The organism is Serratia sp. CC22-02 (assembly GCF_900182895.1).
Classification (GTDB): domain Bacteria; phylum Pseudomonadota; class Gammaproteobacteria; order Enterobacterales; family Enterobacteriaceae; genus Serratia; species Serratia nevei.
Genome location: NZ_FXUD01000006.1, coordinates 106,661 through 121,868, shown reverse-complemented (window position 1 = coordinate 121,868; position 15,208 = coordinate 106,661). Strand labels below are relative to the sequence as shown.

Here is a 15,208-nt window from a genome sequence, read left to right as displayed (position 1 = left end):
GCCCCCTTAATGCAGCGTCGGTGCCGGATGGCCGGACGTGACCGCCACGCCGCACAGCTCGGCCATGATGTTGCAGCCCTGCGCCGTGAGCTGCGGTGCCGCCAGCAGAATGTCCGGGGCCACCATATCGCCCAGCAACGAGCAGGCAATCGCCATGCCTTCGTCAACGCCGTGCAGCTTCACAAACAGCGCTTCGATGTCGCTGGCAATCAGCATCTGCAGGCTGTCCAGCGTGTGGGGAAGCGTCATGCCCTGCGCCGCACAGGCGGCGAGATAGGCCTCGGCCACCGCGCGACGAAACAGCGCGGTGCGCACTTCCAGTGGAATGCAGGAGGCAGAACCGTTATCCAGCGTCATGCGACCACCTCCCCGTTAATTGCGGCGCACTGCGCCTGAACGAAGGCCAAATCCTCCGACAGGTAAGCCACCATGGCGGCCATTTCCTGCGTGGTGATACCGGTCGGGAACGGCGCTGATGCGGCCTGCCCGGCGAACAACATATCCAGCAGCGAACACGCCTGCTTGGCGCGATTAAGTTTCTCAAAGGCGTCTTCGGTCATGCCGTAAGACAGGTAGCGGCAGGATGGCGGCAACAGCGTGCCCTGAGCTGATGATTGCCCATGTGATGAAGTCATGATTTTTGTCCGTCAGAATCGAAAATGAAGCGTGATAAACCGCGTTACAGGAAGCGGGAATAATGGGTGTCGTCGTGCTCCGGCGTCGGCCGTCGTGTCTCCCACTGGCGGCTGTAGACCACCTTTACAGACGGGTGCAGCTGGAGCGGCGACTGACCGGCGGCAGGCCGGGGAGCAAGGTTGCGCGGCGCATCGGCGATTTTGCGGTACACCTCGCTGAACCACGGCAGCGGCATGGAGGTCACGTTGCCGGACAGGTCATACTCAAACACCACTTCATAGGCGAACTCCGGGTTGTTACGGGCCGTTGCCTCATCGGCGCGATACAGGCTCAGGATACGCACCGTTCTGCCTTGCTGATGGCGATAGCGCTCGCCGTGCTGGGGAAACTCACGCATGGCAGCCTCCCTGTGGCAGGCGACCGGCGAACAGGAGTACGTAGTCACCGGCCAACTGGCGGCGGGCGCTGCGTTCGTCACCGGCGGTAATGCGCAACATCACCGGGCGGATTTTGCGCTGGGTGCGGTTGATTGCGGCAAAGATGTAGGTACACTTTGATGTAGCCATAGCGTTGCTCTCAATTTACGTGAATGGTGAGGCTCTGGCAGTGTTGCCGCACTGTTCAGAGCCGTTGTGTTTAATACGCACGCCGTGATAGTGTACGTACATAACAGTGATGATACTAAGAGGTTATGTACGTACATGTCAACTGCAAAACGAGACAAAAGTCCTAAAGGCGAAGGTTTTTCTCCGACTTTTCAAATTAGAATCCCGACAGACCTAAGAGAACAGCTAAACACCGAAGCAGCCAAAGACGAGATGAGCCTCGGAAACTGGTTCAAAGAGTTAGCCAGAAACGAATTAAAACGCCGTGGTATTGAGCCGAAAGGTTAAATAGTTAAAATAGGCGGCGAGCTTGTCGCTTATTTTATTCCATTCAATGCAATCCTTTTCTTATCTCTTTTGCTCTTACTCTTCCTTTTTCATATTCCTGTCGTGAATTTTTTTCCTGCTCGTCACGCCAATCGTAATAGTCAGCAGCCCGCCAGCGTGACATTCTCCCTAACTTAATAGGACGAGGAAAACGTTCTTGAGAAATAAGACGGTAGATCCATTTATCGCTTAGAAGACAATCGGCTGTTATGAACTTCATATCAATCAATGCATCCAAAGGTGGGCGCTGTACATTCACATATTCTGATGCAAAAGCCATCTGTAATTCTCCGTGTATTCAAGTCAACTAACCTCAACACGGAGAATTTAATCATATTATTTAAGCACGAAAAACATGACTAAAGGATCTATCGAAAATCGCCTTTAGTCACCACATTTGTTACTGAAATGTTAACCCGCCTTTTCTCATGCTTTTCCGTAAAAGATTAACGATCGTGTCATAACTCAATGGCGGCACCCCCTTCTCTGGCCAGAAATCTCTCGCGTGAAGAAAAAGATAGTCAGCTATTGCGGTAGGGCTTTCTCTTCTTAAATTCATATCTCGGTGATACAAAGCAACGATGGCCATGAGGACTTCAACTCGAGGTACTGCATGTTTCTGTTTCTGAGCCTCCGATTGAGCTTGATAATTCTTCTCAGACTTCTGAGGTTTCTGTTGCTCTGCAACTTCTCTTAAGAAAAAACCTATTTGTTTTTTTGTAATCCATAATGTATCCAACAAATAGTAATTTTCTCTCTCATCATAGTTAACAAACAATCTTACAGGAAAATCAAGATTGGAATTTCCAGATGGAATAAAATACTCCGGCCATTCATCTGGCTGACCTTCATGCTTAACCAGATGTTCTTTATACTCATCATTGATGGCAAAAAACCCTTTTATATAACAAGTCAAAAAACCATTTTCATCATATTTTTCCTGTTCAGGATGAAGTCTTAATGTACAACTCTCAGATAAAACATAATATCCATCTTCATCTTTTTTTAATGATTTTATCTCAGTAAGCAATTGCGCATTTTCAATATCTGAATCAAGTCCATTAGATACCTCAAGTTCATCATCATAGAACTCCATACAAAGTTCTATCCCTTTTTTAAGCGAGAACCAAAGTATATCTTTTACATCACAACCGATAATCTCAGCAGCTTCCGTTAATTGATAAAAATCACGCAAAAGATAATCTGTATTCTTTATTTTAAAAGGACTCATTTAAAAACCTACATCCATCCCAGATAAATAATCAGCATACCACTGCATCATTTTCCTACGTCCATCTAGATATTGCGCGTGGTTATAAGCTCCCCGAATTGCATTCTTATCTACATGTGCCAGTTGCATTTCAATCCAAGTGGAGTCGTAACCTTGCTCATGCAGGATAGTGCTCATAGTATGTCTAAAACCATGACCGGTAAGCCTGCCTTTATAGCCCAGAAGTTCAATAACCTGATTAATACTTTCCTTGCTAATCGGTTTACGTGGATCGTTCCTACCAATAAATACAAGTGGATAATGGCCGGTGATTGGTTTGAGTTGCTTTAGCAGGGATATGGCCTGCCTAGATAAGGGCACTTTATGAGGGCGACGCATTTTCATATGCTCGGCCGGAACTTCCCACATTGCTTTATCAAGATCAATGTCTTCCCAACGAGCAAAACGCAACTCCTGAGTCCTGACTCCAGTATACATTATTAAATAGGTGGCGCTCTTAGTGATGATGCTACCTGTATATCCTGCTAAGTCTTTCATAAACTCAGGCAGTTCTTGTGCTGTCAAAAATGGGAGGTGTTGTTTCTTATGTACGGCTAAAGCACCGGCTAAATCAGGGGCAGGATTATACTCTGCACGACCAGTAATAATCGCATAGCGAAATACTTCACCACAGCGTTGACGCACTTTGCGCATTTTCTCCAGTGCACCACGCTTTTCCATTCGTTTGAGAGTTTCCAACAGCTCTAGTGGTTTAATTTCTGCAATAGGCCGTAATCCGATATAGGGGAAAATGTCCTTTTCGAAGGTATCAATGATTTCATCGCGGTAACGCAGTGACCAACGGTCAGCTTTAGCTTTGTGCCACTCACGAGCAATCGATTCAAAGGTGTTTTCCGCCGCTATTTTCTTCGCTTGCTTTTCCGCCTTTTTTACCGCACTGGGATCATTCCCCTCGGCGAGAACTTTCCTTGCTTCATCTCTTTTCTGGCGCGCCACAGCTAGGGATATATCAGGGTAGACTCCTATCGATAACAGCTTTTCTCGCCCCATAACGCGGTACTTCAAACGCCAATAACGAGAGCCATTAGTATTAACCAATAGGTATAGACCACCACCATCAGCGAGCTTGTAGGGTTTGTCTTGGGGTTTTGCTGTTCGCACCTTTACGTCAGTCAAAGGCATTGCGTCTCCTTCTGGGGGTATCAATTTTTAGGGGTACTTTTCAACCCCCAAAAACACCCCTAAATGGGGGTAGATTTGAGTAGACACAGGTTGACACCAGAAGAGATGAATTTCAAGTTAGTCATTGGTTTTTAATGAAAAATATAGACTCTAATTGACGTAAAGAGAGGTGCTTTGGCGGAAGATCACAGGAGTCGAACCTGCCCAGGACCGCTGGCGGCCCCAACCGGATTTGAAGTCCGGCCGCCCCACCGGGGACGAGGATCTTCCTTGGAGAAGAGAAGAAGCAAGGCGCTGATTATAGCGCAGTTTGTTCGCTGCGCTAAGCGGGAAATGGCGGCCGCCGGCGATTCGGCGGCCGGGGAGCGCTACTTCAGGAAATCCTTCACGTCCAGCAGGATGAACTCGTTGTCATCCGCCATATTGGGCTGGCGGCTGGAGGAGAACGGGAAGTTGTTGTCGTTGCCGACGATGATGTGGTTGGCGTCCACCACGTCCACGTTCTCGATAGTGAAGAACGGGAAGGTCAGCACGCCGTCGTTCAGCGGCTTGCGCGCCAGCTTGTTCGGATCCTGAATGTTCATCAGGTCGATATAACCCAGTTTCTCGACCGGTTTGCCGACGTTGGCGTCCGAGAAGGCGATTTTATACACCCGCTTGAACTTGGCCACCTGGCTGAAGCAGTTGTCGGTTGGCGCGCCGGCGGCGCAGGCTTTATCCGGCGTGCCTTCGCCGTTGTCGCGCTCAATCACCAGCCCGTGGGTGGCGTCGATCATGTTGAAATCGCCGATGGCGTTCTGGTTGTCTTCCAGCACGTACTGCCAGCTGCGGCCGGTCCAGGCCTGCTGTTTGACGTCGAACTCCAGCACCCGCAGATAGCGTTTGCCGCCGACGTTCTCGAACTGCTCGCCGTCCCACAGCGCCCCTTCCAGCAGCGGGTACAGCTTGCTGCCGTCCGGCGAGGCGGCCATGCCTTCAAAGCCTTTGGAGCGTGCCACCTGGAAGTTCTGCTTGCCGTCCGGCGCGCCCGGCAGGGTCAGCGTCGGGTTGTCCGGCGATTTCACTACCTTGCCGTCCACCAGGGTGTCGAACACCGCCAGCACTTTGCCGTTCAGGTCGGCCTTGATCAGGTAAGGGCCGAATTCTTCACCGATCCACAAGGCATCGTCGGCAAACTGGAAGCTTTCCGGATCGAAATCGCTGCCGGTCAGATAACGCTTCTCGGTGCTCTCGTTGATGATGTGGAACGGCACCTTTTTATCCGGATCGTGCAGGAAAACCGTCTTCAGCGGCGCGACCGTGCCGTCTTTAAAATCGATCTTGTAGTGATTGAGGTACAGCATGGCGTCCGGCGAGTTGGCCTTACTGCCGAAGCCGTTGTCGGTCAGCACCCAGTAGGTGCCGTCGGGCATGTGTTTGATGCCGGAGTGGCCCTGCAGCGGCTGACCGTCGATCGGCAGGCCGAGGCCGGTCAGGCGATCGGCGGATTTGCCCGCCACGCTGCCCAGCTCGGTGACGCGTTTGCCGCTGGTGTACTTGCCGCTCTGCTGCAGATCGCTCGGCGCGTCCTTCGGTGTGGAAACGGCGGATTTCACCGGCAGCAGCGCATGCCCAGCCAACGTCGCTTGCACCGGCTGCGCGTCGGCCCACAGGTTGGCGCTCAGCGCCATGCAGCCGACCAGCAGCGCCAGCCGGGTTTTGGTGTTGTGCATGTCATTGTCCCTTTTCGTTGTTATCGCCCAGAAGTAAAAGCAACGTCACTATAGGGAGTGGCAATGACAGAAATATTATTCGGCGAACGCCCGCCGGTAGCTGTGCGGGTGGAAGCGCCAGGTGATGGCGATCAGCACCACCACCAGCAGCGCATGGATCTGCCAGTCCAGCATGAAGCTGCCGCTGTAATCGCGCAGCAGGCCGGAGAGGTAGGGCGTCACGCCCGCCAGCAGAAAACCGACGCCCTGCATAAAGGCCACCAGCCGCCCGGCCGCCGCCGGCTGGTGCAGGTGATCAAGCGCCAGCACCAGGCACAGCGGGAACGCGCCGCCCAGCCCCAGCCCGGAGAGCAGCACCCACAGCCACGGCAGCGTCTGCGGCAGGTAAATCAAGCCGATAAAGCCGATCAGTTGCATCATCAACGCCAGCAGCAGCAGCGGCCGCCGGTCATGATTGCGCGCCAGCGCCGGCAGCAGCAGCGCGCCCACGACCTGGCCGAAGGTCATCAACGCCAGCAGCGAACCGCTGGCCTGCGGCTGCCAACCGAGCTGCATGTAATACGGCGGCAGCCAGGCGATCAGGCTGGTATAGCCGCCGTTGATCAGGCCGAAATAGGCGCCGAGCAGCCAGGCGCGCCGGTTGCGCAGCAGGCTTGGCCCGCGGTTTTCACCCGCCGCGCTCAGGCGAGACAGCCCGCGGCTGACCGGCCACCAGGCCAGCAGCGCCACCAGGGCCGGCAACGCCCACCAGGCCAGCGCGCTGTGCCAGTCGTGCCCCGCACTCATCAGCCACGGGGTGATCGCCGCACCCAGCCCGCCGCCGCCCATCAGCGCCGCCGACCACAGCCCGGCCACCAGCGCCATACTTTTGAGGAAATGATGCTTGATGATGCCGGGCATCACCGCCTGGATCACCCCGATGCCGAGCCCGCCCAGCACCGCACTCATCAGCAGCTGCACGCTGCCGGGGGCCAGTTCGCGCCAGAGCGCGCCCAGCCCGATCGCCAACAAACTTAACGCCACGGCGCTGCGTTCGCTGAATAGCCGGTTGATGGCGCCACCCGCCAACGCCATCAGGCCCATCATCAGCACCGGCAGCGTGGTCAGCAGCGCCGCGCCGCCAAAGCTCAGCCCGGTAGCCTGGCGCAGCGTCGGCAGCAACGGGCCGATCGAGGTCAACAACGGCCGCATGTTCAGGCCGATCAACACCAGCGCCAGCAGCAGAGGGTTGAACCAGCGGCGCGAAGAGGATGAATTAACAGAATGATTTAACACGGTATATTCCTGGTACTGCAAAATGAAGAGTGCGGCGTCACAGCGCGATCGCCACAGCGTTGCGTTACTGTAGGCAACGCCGCTAGTATTGGGAAATTAAATAATAAAATAGCCGACAGTGGGAAAATGAATCGCTACCCGATGTTCAATCCGCAGCTGCTGCTCAGCTTCATCGCCGTATGCGACAGCAACAGCTTCACCCGCGCCGCAGAGCGGGTGTTTTTGTCGCAGTCCACCGTTAGCCAGCAGGTGCGCCGGCTGGAAGAGATGCTGGGCAAGCCGCTGTTTGAGCGCTCCTCGCATCAGGTGCTGCTGACCGAAGAAGGCGTGAAGCTGTTGAGCTACGCGCGCCGCATCATCGCGCTGAATGAAGAAGCCCACGACGCGCTGACCGGCATCTGGCGCGACGGCGTGCTGCGGATCGGCATGCCGGAGGATTTCGCCGTGCCCACCACCGAGCTGCTGGCCGACTTCAGCCGCGAGCACCCGCACCTGCGGCTGGACGTCGCCAGCGGCCTGAGCGCCGATCTGCATAGCGCCTACGCGCGTGAAGAGCTGGATCTGATCCTGGTGAAGCAGCGCCGCCGGCAACCGCCGCGCGCCGCGCGGCCGGAACCGCTGCTGTGGCTGGACAGCCTGGCCTTCCCGGCCATCGAGCAATCGCCGGTGCCGCTGGCGGTATTTCCGCTCAGCGGCCTGTACCGCGACGAGCTGTGCCAGGCGCTCGACAACCTCGGCAAACGCTGGCGCATCGGCTACAGCAGCGCCAGCCTGGCGGCGCTGACCGCCGCTTCCGCCGCCGGGCTGGGCGTTACCCTGCTGCCGGCCGGCTGCCGTCTGCCCACGCATCGGGTGTTGGGCGAAGCCGAAGGATTACCGCCGATAGACAGCTTCGAACTGGCGCTCTACTACCGCGACGGCGCTCCCGCCGCCACGCTGGCGCTGGCCCAGCGGCTGGCGGTGTTTTGCGGGTTGAAATAAACGCCGGCAGACGCCGATCATTACCAAATCGAATAGTCACCAGTGGCAAATGTCGCTGCCAACCGGCCGGTTCCTCTCCTAAATTGGGGGATGTTTCACCCCTCACCTCTGGATTAAGGAACCGAACGTGGAAAACCCTCAACAACCGGGCCGCAGAGCCTTCCTCAGCCAAACCGGCAAACTCACCACCGCCTGCGCGGTGATCGGCCTGACGGGCGGCATGGCGCAGGCCGCGTCACCGGGCGGCGGGCAGTGCGCACCGGCACCGATGACCCTGACCGATCGCCACTACTGCCTGAGTGAGGTGCGGCTGGAAGACGGCTTTGAATACGACGGCGAAACGGTGATCGGCACCCGCACCGCGCTGTACACGCTGGAGATCAAAGACGGCAAGATCGCCGCCATTCACGCCGCCAACGCCTCCCTGCCCGCCGGCGTGCCCCGCTATCAGGCACAGGGCCAGCTGCTGCTGCCAGCGTTCCGCGACATGCACATCCACCTGGACAAAACCTTCTACAGCGGCCCGTGGCAGGCGCCGCGCCCGCGCCAGGGCAAGACCATCATGGACATGATCGCGCTGGAGCAGACGCTGATCCCGAAACTGCTGCCCACCTCGCAGCAGCGGGCGGAAAACCTGATCGCCCTGCTGCAGTCCAAAGGCAGCACCGTGGCGCGCAGCCACTGCAATATCGATCCGGTCAGCGGCCTGAAAAGCCTGGAGCACCTGCAGCGCGCGCTGGAAAACCACCGGGCGGATTTCAGCTGTGAAATCGTCGCCTTCCCGCAGCACGGCTTGCTGCACTCCAGGGTCGATGCGCTGATGCGCGAAGCGATGCAGATGGGCGTGCAGTACGTCGGCGGGCTCGATCCGACCAACGTCGACGGCGCGATGGAGAAATCGCTGGACGCCATGTTCCAGATCGCCCTCGATACCGGCAAAGGCGTGGATATCCACCTGCATGAGACCAGCCCGGCCGGGGTCGCCGCCATTAACTACATGATCGCCACCGTGGAGCAAAACCCGGCGCTGCGCGGCAAGGTCACCATCAGCCACGCTTTCGCCCTGACCACGCTGACGCCGGGCGAACTGGCGGAAACCGCCACCCGGCTGGCGGCGCAGCAGATCACCATCGCCTCCACGGTGCCGATCGGCGGCCTGATGATGCCGTTGCCGCAGCTCAGCGAGAAAGGGGTGTTCGTGATGACCGGCACCGACAGCGTGATCGACCACTGGTCGCCGTTCGGCACCGGCGACATTCTGGAGAAGGCTAACCTGTATGCCCAGCTGTACCGCGGCTCCGACGAGTATCACCTGTCGCGCGCCATGGCCATCTCCACCGGCGGCGTGCTGCCGCTGGACGATAAGGGCCAGCGCGCCTGGCCGAAAGCCGGCGACGCCGCCGAGTTCGTGCTGGTCAACGCCAGCTGTTCCGCCGAGGCGGTCGCCCGTCTGCCGGCGCGCAGCGCCACCTTCCATCAGGGGCGTCTGGTGGCCGGCCAGGTGAGCAAAGCCTAAGGTCGGTCCGCTGTTGTCATCATGATGGCCGTTTTTGGCCTTCTGCCAGAGCAAGGTGCAGCGCAAGATAGTCGCTACACACACTGTCGGAGGGCCGAAAATGTCACAAAGCGCGTTATTGATCATCGATGTCCAACAATCATTCCAGCACCGTCCATTCTGGCAGGAGGACGATCTGCCGGCGTTTCAGCAGGCGCTGACCCGCCTGATCGCGGGCTGCCAACAACGCGGCGCGGCGCTGGTCGATGTGCTGCACGTTTCGCCGCAGGGGCCGTTCTCGCTGGCTTCGGGCCACGTGCAGCGCCTGCCGTTCCTCACTCACCAGGCGGATATCACCGTGCATAAGCATGTGCACAATGCGCTGACCGAATCCGGCCTCGACGCCTGGCTGCGCGAGCGGGATATCAACCACCTGATCGTCTCCGGCATCCGTACCGAGCAGTGCTGCGAAACCACCACCCGGGTGGCGTCCGATCTCGGTTATCGGGTGACCTTCGTCACCGAGGCAACGCTGACCTTCCCGATGCGCCATCCCGACGGCGAAGTCTTTACCCCCGCGCAGCTGAAGCGGCATACTGAAACCGTACTGGTCGATCGTTTCGCCCGCATCGCCAGCGTGGATGAGGCGCTGGCGCAACTCGCACAGGAGTAACCATGTCTCAGGCCGTCTATTTTCTGCTGTTGCCCAACGTGCTGTCGCTGGACGTCAGCGGCCCGGCGGAAACCCTGCGCCTCGCGGGGCAGTTCAGCCTGCGTTATCTCAGCCCGTCGCCACAGATCGTCTGCTCCATCGGCATGACGCTGAGCGGCCTGCAGCCGTTGCCCGAACGCTTGGAAGACGGCGCCATCCTGGTGCTGCCGGGCGTCGGCGATTCGCAGCGCTATTTCGCCGGGGAAGAGGCCGAGCAGGCGCGTCGCTGGCTGGCGACGCTGCGGCCCGATCTGCAGCGACAGCGCATCACCCTGGTGTGCATCTGCTCCGGCGCGCTGCTGGCGGCGCAGGCCGGGCTGCTCGACGGCTATCAGTGCACCACCCACCACGACGTTATCGAGCGTATCCGCCTGCAGGCGCCGGCGGCGCAGGTGAAAGAGAACCGTATCTTCGTCGAAGATCGCGGCGTCTACACCAGCGCGGGCATCACCACCGGCATCGATTTGGCGCTGCACCTGGTGCACCGCCACTGCGGCTCTGGCCGGGCGCGCGACGTAGCCCGCGATATGGTGGTCTATTTCCGCCGCGCCGGGGACGATCCGCAGCTGTCGCCCTGGCTGCGCTACCGCAACCACCTGCACCCGGCGGTGCACCGCGCGCAGGACGTGATGGCCGCCGAGCCGGAGGCCGACTGGTCGGTACCGCAGGTAGCGGAAAAAGCGCACGTCAGCAGCCGCCACCTGGCGCGGCTGTTTCGCAGCCACGTCGGCATCAGCGTGCGGGAATATCATGAGCAGCTGCGGCTGGCGGTGGCGCAACAGCGCCTGCAGCAAGGATATGGGTTGGAGAAGGCCGCGCTGGCGGCCGGCTTTTCTTCCGGGCGGCAGCTGCGCCGCGCCCAGCAGCGCCAGCGTTCGCCGCTATGATACCAGCCGGCGGGTATCCAGCCGCTGCAGGCCGACAGACAGCAGCAGGCTGAGCCCCAGCGCCACGCCGAACACCCAGAAGATATCCAGCAGCGGGTGGCCGGTGAAGTCCAGGTGCCGGCTGCGCATCACGTTGACGATAAGGGCGTGAAAACCGTAGATCGCCAGCGAATGGCGGGAGAACGCGCTCAGCCAGCCGATCGGCTGCGGCAGACAGTGTTTCACCCACACCAGCAGCGCCACCGCCGCCATAAACACCAGCGGGCCGCTGTAGATGTAGTAGGTATCGGCGAAGTTGCCGTTGATGAACAGCTGGTGCTTGGTGCCGCGCGCGATCAGCGCCACGCACAGCGCAAATCCCAGCGCCGCCAGCCAGCCCACGGCGCGCCCGCGCGCCTCCATCATGCCAATCGCCCGCCCGGCCAGCGCATACAGCAGGTAGTAGAAGGTATCGCCGTAGATATACAGGTTAACCGGCAGCAGGTGCACGTTGCCGAAGGTCAGCTTGTCGGTATTCGGGTTGGCGATCGCCGCCAACACCACCAGCGCGGCGGCCAGGTAACGGCGCGACACCGGCTTGACGCTGATCAGCGGCGACAGCAGGTAAATCACCGCAATGGCATAGAAAAACCACAGATGATAGAACACCGGCTTTTGCAGGATGGCGCGCAGCGACGGCCAGAAGCCGATCTTGGTAAAGGCCGCGATATAGATCAGCGCGATGGCGCTGTAGAACAGAATGCAGCAGGCGATACGGGTGAAATGCCGCCGGCCGGCGCTCTTGTCGCCGAAGAACAGGTAGCCGGAAATCATGAAAAACAGCGGCACCGACACGCGTGACAGCGAGTTCAGCACGTTGGCGATATCCCAATTGTGCAGCCCTATCGCCGCGCCGTTGGTGACGTAATAGGTGGTGGCGTGGATCATCACCACCATCATGCACGCCATCGCCCGCAGGTTGTCTATCCAGCCGATTTTCTCGCTCAAACGCTCGCCCGATCTTGTGTCATATTGATATGTTAAGAAGAGGTTATCGGGCACGGCGTTCGGCGACAACCCAAAAGCGAAATATCAGAATGCACTTAAACAACACCTTATTATTGCGAAGGTGAACAATTGGCGGCAAAATAGCCGCCACAACTCGCTCAGTTTGCGCTTCCCGCCCTGGCAGTTCCTTTTTCTCTTTTACTATCAGTACAATAATATGAAAACGACATTACCACCTGCGGCACGTTTGGGCCGACAGGCGCTTTTATTCCCTCTTTGTCTGGTGCTGTTCGAGTTCGCCACCTATATCGGCAACGATATGATTCAGCCGGGCATGCTGGCCGTCGTGGCGGATTTCAACGCCGGCGAAGAGTGGGTACCCACCTCGATGACCGCCTATCTGGCCGGCGGCATCTTCCTGCAGTGGCTGCTCGGGCCGCTGTCGGATCGCCGCGGCCGCCGCCCGGTGATGCTGGCCGGGGTGGCGTTCTTTATCGTCGCCTGCCTGGCGATCCTGCTGGTCACCACCATCGAACAGTTCATCGCCATGCGTTTCCTGCAGGGCATAGGCCTGTGCTTTATCGGCGCCGTCGGCTACGCCACCATTCAAGAGTCGTTTGAAGAATCGGTGTGCATCAAGATCACCGCGCTGATGGCCAACGTGGCGCTGATCGCCCCGCTGCTCGGGCCGCTGGCCGGTGCGGCGCTGATCCACGTCGCGCCGTGGCAGAGCATGTTCGTGCTGTTCGCCGCGCTGGCGGCCATCGCCTTCTACGGCCTGTGGAAAGCGATGCCGGAAACCGCCACGCTGCAGGGCGAGGCGTTTTCCGCCGCCAACCTGTGGCGCGACTACCGCCAGGTGCTGGGCAACCGCCGCTTCCTGTGCGGCGCGCTGGCGATCGGTTTCGCCAGCCTGCCGCTGCTGGCCTGGATCGCCCAGTCGCCGGTGATCCTGATCAGCGGTGAGTCGCTGTCGACGCTGGACTACGGCCTGCTGCAAATCCCGGTGTTCGGCGCGCTGATCCTCGGCAACCTGACGCTGGCGCGCCTGACCGGCAAAAACAGCGTAGAGCGTTTGATTAAGCTGGGCGCAGGCCCAATGCTGTTGGGGCTGCTGATCGCCGCGCTGGCGACCCAGTTCTCCAGCCACGCCTACCTGTGGATGACCGCCGGCCTGAGCCTGTACGCCTTCGGCATTGGCCTCGCCAACGCCGGGCTGTATCGCCTGACGCTGTTCTCCAGCAACGTCAGCAAGGGCACGGTGTCAGCCACCATGGGCATGCTGAGCATGATGGTGTTCACCGTCGGCATCGAACTGGCCAAGGTCGCCTACGTCTGGGGCGGCAGCGGGCTGTTCAACCTGTTCAACCTCATCAGCGGCCTGTGCTGGCTGACGCTGGTGGCGCTGTTCCTCGGCAAACGCCGCAACGGCGACCCCACGCCGCAGCCGACCGGCGCGGCTTAAATGCCACGATAAAACGCCGGTCCGGTTTCCCGACCGGCGTTTTTTATGCGGCTTCAGCCGAGCAGCCCCCACAGCGCATACCCCGCTCCCACTACCGCCACCCCCAACAGCAGCGACGCCGACAGGACAGAGATCGCCCGCCGCGCGTGCTGCAGCGCCATTCCCGACAGCAGGGTGATATAGACCAGCAAGATGGCGAAGTCCGCCAGCACCCACAGCGCGGTCAGCAGCGTCAGGCTGGCGCCGATCGAGGGGGTGACGGCGATGAACTGCGGGAAAAAGGCGACGAAGAAGACAATGTCTTTGGGGTTGGCGATGCCCACCAGAAAACCGTTCAGGATCGCCGAGCGTTTTTGCGGCGGCGCAACGGGCTGCGCATCGGGGGTTCGCGCGGATAAATCCTCATACAGCGAGACGATCGCCATACGGCCGATAAACAGGCAACCCAGCAGACCTACCCACTGCAGCATGCGCATATCCACGGCGAACAGCCCGGTGATAATCAGCGCGGCGATGCCGATCAGCAACAAGGAGGCCCCGTTGCTACCCAGCGCGGTCAACAGCGCACGCCGGGCGCCAAAGCGCGCGGCGGTGTTGGCCACCATCGCCACCACCGGCCCCGGCGTGGCGATCAGCAACAAAATGGCGGCGAAATACGCCGCCAGTAACGACAGGTTCATCTTTATTTCACTCACATTCAGTCAGTTGGCGTCGCGCCATTATCATGCCGCCGCCCCCGCCTTGAAAAAGGAGTAATCCTGTCGTTTACTGTGAATCAGACTCATTATTAGAGACGCCGAGATGGCCAGTTCCCTTCCGCCGCTTTACGCCCTGCGCGCCTTCGAAAGCGCCGCCCGCACCGGCTCGTTCACGCTGGCCGCCAAGGAGCTGCATCTCACCCCGAGCGCGGTCAGCAAGCACATCAAAACGCTGGAGCAGCACTTCGGCTGCCGGCTGTTCCAGCGCAACGGCCCGCGTATCGAGGTCACGCCGCAGGGGAAAATCTTCGCCGCCGAGCTGCAGCAAGGGTTTGGCCGCATCGAGCAAGCCTGCGAGCTGTTCAGAAGCCACCGCGATCTGCTGCGGCTGAAGGCGCCCTCCACCCTGACCATGCGCTGGCTGCTGGACTGCCTAAGCCGGTTCCGGCAAACGGCGCAGGCGTTCGACGTGCAGGCAGCCAGCGTCTGGATGGACATCGACAGCGTGGATTTTTTCAGCGAACCCTACGACTGCGCCATCCTGCTCGGCAACGGCCATTTCGGCGCCAACACCGCCGCCGCCAAGCTGTTCGACGAATGGCTGGTCCCGATTTGCGCCCCCGCGCTGCTCGCCGACGGGCAACGCGATCTCGCCGCCTGCCCGCTGATCCACCCTTCGCCCGATCGGCGCGACTGGCGGCGCTGGCTGCAAAAAAGCGGCATAGCGGCCCCGTTCGATCTTGCACGCGGCCAGGTATTTGATTCGCTGGAACAGGGCAATGCGGCGGCCATCGCCGGGCACGGCATCTCGATCGGGGATCTGGCGCTGAGCCTGCGAACCATTGAGGAGGGGTTATTGGCGCTGCCTTGTGACGCCGCCGTGCGCACCGGCGACGGTTACTATCTGGTTTGGCCGGCGGAGTCGGCGAAACGGCCGCTGATCGAACGCTTACAGGCGTTTCTCACCGCCCAAACGCCCGACGTCAGCCGGGCCGCCGTCAGGTTTATCGGCTAG

At 59.4% G+C, this 15,208-nt stretch carries 18 protein-coding genes and 1 tRNA gene; 7 read left to right on the top strand and 12 right to left on the bottom strand.

Going from position 1 to position 15,208, the window contains the following annotated elements; translation table 11 throughout:
- Positions 1-6 precede the first annotated feature (6 nt).
- Genes QOL81_RS19210 through QOL81_RS19195 form a run of 4 tightly spaced genes read right to left on the bottom strand, consistent with a single transcriptional unit; the run spans position 7 to position 1,202 of the window.
- On the bottom strand, positions 7-357 hold the full coding sequence (locus tag QOL81_RS19210) for a DUF5375 family protein (RefSeq protein WP_033636586.1): 351 nt from the start codon (positions 355-357) through the stop codon (positions 7-9).
- Positions 354-635 (bottom strand): hypothetical protein, encoded by a 282-nt coding sequence (locus QOL81_RS19205; RefSeq protein ID WP_164053483.1) that lies wholly within the window; start codon positions 633-635, stop codon positions 354-356. Before QOL81_RS19205 ends, QOL81_RS19210 begins: the two co-directional genes overlap by 4 nt.
- A gap of 44 nt (positions 636-679) precedes the next feature.
- Positions 680-1,033: a hypothetical protein gene (locus QOL81_RS19200; RefSeq protein WP_208093659.1), complete on the bottom strand. Its 354-nt coding sequence runs from the start codon at positions 1,031-1,033 to the stop codon at positions 680-682.
- Positions 1,026-1,202, bottom strand: a complete 177-nt coding sequence (locus tag QOL81_RS19195; protein ID WP_021807316.1) for a host cell division inhibitor Icd-like protein — start codon at positions 1,200-1,202, stop codon at positions 1,026-1,028. Before QOL81_RS19195 ends, QOL81_RS19200 begins: the two co-directional genes overlap by 8 nt.
- A 135-nt stretch (positions 1,203-1,337) precedes the next feature.
- On the opposite strand from QOL81_RS19195, the gene QOL81_RS19190 reads away from it, so the two are divergent.
- Positions 1,338-1,529, top strand: a complete 192-nt coding sequence (locus QOL81_RS19190; RefSeq protein WP_089181508.1) for a toxin-antitoxin system HicB family antitoxin — start codon at positions 1,338-1,340, stop codon at positions 1,527-1,529.
- Between the two features lie 43 nt (positions 1,530-1,572).
- On the opposite strand, the gene QOL81_RS19185 is transcribed toward QOL81_RS19190, so the two are convergent.
- The 6 genes from QOL81_RS19185 to QOL81_RS19160 all read right to left on the bottom strand — a co-directional run bounded on the left by QOL81_RS19185 (position 1,573) and on the right by QOL81_RS19160 (position 6,968).
- Entirely contained in the window at positions 1,573-1,848 is a 276-nt protein-coding gene (locus tag QOL81_RS19185) for a helix-turn-helix transcriptional regulator (RefSeq protein WP_089181507.1), read from the bottom strand.
- Between the two features lie 120 nt (positions 1,849-1,968).
- Positions 1,969-2,799 (bottom strand): hypothetical protein, encoded by an 831-nt coding sequence (locus tag QOL81_RS19180; RefSeq protein WP_208093660.1) that lies wholly within the window; start codon positions 2,797-2,799, stop codon positions 1,969-1,971.
- Positions 2,800-3,981 carry a tyrosine-type recombinase/integrase gene (locus QOL81_RS19175; RefSeq protein WP_208093661.1) on the bottom strand — a complete coding sequence of 394 codons (1,182 nt, stop codon included), beginning with the start codon at positions 3,979-3,981 and terminating at the stop codon, positions 2,800-2,802.
- A 175-nt stretch (positions 3,982-4,156) separates the two neighbouring features.
- Positions 4,157-4,251, bottom strand: a tRNA-Sec gene (locus QOL81_RS19170).
- 98 nt (positions 4,252-4,349) lie between these two features.
- Positions 4,350-5,693, bottom strand: a complete 1,344-nt coding sequence (locus QOL81_RS19165) for an esterase-like activity of phytase family protein (RefSeq protein ID WP_049274344.1) — start codon at positions 5,691-5,693, stop codon at positions 4,350-4,352.
- A gap of 75 nt (positions 5,694-5,768) precedes the next feature.
- On the bottom strand, positions 5,769-6,968 hold the full coding sequence (locus QOL81_RS19160) for a cyanate transporter (RefSeq protein ID WP_197830661.1): 1,200 nt from the start codon (positions 6,966-6,968) through the stop codon (positions 5,769-5,771).
- 126 nt (positions 6,969-7,094) lie between these two features.
- Here QOL81_RS19160 and QOL81_RS19155 point away from each other — a divergent pair, with 126 nt between their 5' ends.
- The 4 genes from QOL81_RS19155 to QOL81_RS19140 all read left to right on the top strand — a co-directional run bounded on the left by QOL81_RS19155 (position 7,095) and on the right by QOL81_RS19140 (position 11,043).
- Complete coding sequence (locus QOL81_RS19155; protein ID WP_283439988.1) at positions 7,095-7,949, top strand: LysR family transcriptional regulator; 855 nt, start codon at positions 7,095-7,097, stop codon at positions 7,947-7,949.
- Positions 7,950-8,076: 127 nt separating this feature from the next.
- Positions 8,077-9,465, top strand: coding sequence for an amidohydrolase family protein (locus tag QOL81_RS19150; protein ID WP_070914486.1), 1,389 nt, complete (start codon positions 8,077-8,079; stop codon positions 9,463-9,465).
- A 100-nt stretch (positions 9,466-9,565) separates the two neighbouring features.
- Entirely contained in the window at positions 9,566-10,117 is a 552-nt protein-coding gene (locus QOL81_RS19145) for an isochorismatase family protein (protein ID WP_060441240.1), read from the top strand.
- A gap of 2 nt (positions 10,118-10,119) precedes the next feature.
- Positions 10,120-11,043, top strand: a complete 924-nt coding sequence (locus QOL81_RS19140) for a GlxA family transcriptional regulator (protein ID WP_070914485.1) — start codon at positions 10,120-10,122, stop codon at positions 11,041-11,043.
- Here the strand turns inward: QOL81_RS19140 and QOL81_RS19135 are convergent.
- On the bottom strand, positions 11,038-12,030 hold the full coding sequence (locus QOL81_RS19135) for an acyltransferase (RefSeq protein WP_070914484.1): 993 nt from the start codon (positions 12,028-12,030) through the stop codon (positions 11,038-11,040). The genes QOL81_RS19140 and QOL81_RS19135 overlap by 6 nt on opposite strands.
- 217 nt (positions 12,031-12,247) lie before the next feature.
- Between QOL81_RS19135 and QOL81_RS19130 the strand changes: the two genes are divergently transcribed.
- Entirely contained in the window at positions 12,248-13,495 is a 1,248-nt protein-coding gene (locus QOL81_RS19130; protein ID WP_038875940.1) for an MFS transporter, read from the top strand.
- Positions 13,496-13,548: 53 nt separating this feature from the next.
- Here the strand turns inward: QOL81_RS19130 and QOL81_RS19125 are convergent, their stop codons facing one another.
- Positions 13,549-14,175 (bottom strand): LysE family translocator, encoded by a 627-nt coding sequence (locus QOL81_RS19125; protein ID WP_070914483.1) that lies wholly within the window; start codon positions 14,173-14,175, stop codon positions 13,549-13,551.
- Positions 14,176-14,296: 121 nt separating this feature from the next.
- On the opposite strand from QOL81_RS19125, the gene QOL81_RS19120 reads away from it, so the two are divergent.
- Positions 14,297-15,208, top strand: coding sequence for a LysR family transcriptional regulator (locus QOL81_RS19120; RefSeq protein WP_283439987.1), 912 nt, complete (start codon positions 14,297-14,299; stop codon positions 15,206-15,208).

Excerpts from the sequence above, each read along its gene's own strand:
- QOL81_RS19210 (WP_033636586.1), bottom strand. The coding sequence starts at position 357 with ATGACGCTGGATAACGGTTCTGCCTCCTGCATTCCACTGGAAGTGCGC.
- QOL81_RS19205 (WP_164053483.1), bottom strand. The coding sequence starts at position 635 with ATGACTTCATCACATGGGCAATCATCAGCTCAGGGCACGCTGTTGCCG.
- QOL81_RS19200 (WP_208093659.1), bottom strand. The coding sequence starts at position 1,033 with ATGCGTGAGTTTCCCCAGCACGGCGAGCGCTATCGCCATCAGCAAGGC.
- QOL81_RS19195 (WP_021807316.1), bottom strand. The coding sequence starts at position 1,202 with ATGGCTACATCAAAGTGTACCTACATCTTTGCCGCAATCAACCGCACC.
- QOL81_RS19190 (WP_089181508.1), top strand. The coding sequence starts at position 1,338 with ATGTCAACTGCAAAACGAGACAAAAGTCCTAAAGGCGAAGGTTTTTCT.
- QOL81_RS19185 (WP_089181507.1), bottom strand. The coding sequence starts at position 1,848 with ATGGCTTTTGCATCAGAATATGTGAATGTACAGCGCCCACCTTTGGAT.
- QOL81_RS19180 (WP_208093660.1), bottom strand. The coding sequence starts at position 2,799 with ATGAGTCCTTTTAAAATAAAGAATACAGATTATCTTTTGCGTGATTTT.
- QOL81_RS19175 (WP_208093661.1), bottom strand. The coding sequence starts at position 3,981 with ATGCCTTTGACTGACGTAAAGGTGCGAACAGCAAAACCCCAAGACAAA.
- QOL81_RS19165 (WP_049274344.1), bottom strand. The coding sequence starts at position 5,693 with ATGCACAACACCAAAACCCGGCTGGCGCTGCTGGTCGGCTGCATGGCG.
- QOL81_RS19155 (WP_283439988.1), top strand. The coding sequence starts at position 7,095 with ATGAATCGCTACCCGATGTTCAATCCGCAGCTGCTGCTCAGCTTCATC.
- QOL81_RS19145 (WP_060441240.1), top strand. The coding sequence starts at position 9,566 with ATGTCACAAAGCGCGTTATTGATCATCGATGTCCAACAATCATTCCAG.
- QOL81_RS19140 (WP_070914485.1), top strand. The coding sequence starts at position 10,120 with ATGTCTCAGGCCGTCTATTTTCTGCTGTTGCCCAACGTGCTGTCGCTG.
- QOL81_RS19130 (WP_038875940.1), top strand. The coding sequence starts at position 12,248 with ATGAAAACGACATTACCACCTGCGGCACGTTTGGGCCGACAGGCGCTT.
- QOL81_RS19125 (WP_070914483.1), bottom strand. The coding sequence starts at position 14,175 with ATGAACCTGTCGTTACTGGCGGCGTATTTCGCCGCCATTTTGTTGCTG.
- QOL81_RS19120 (WP_283439987.1), top strand. The coding sequence starts at position 14,297 with ATGGCCAGTTCCCTTCCGCCGCTTTACGCCCTGCGCGCCTTCGAAAGC.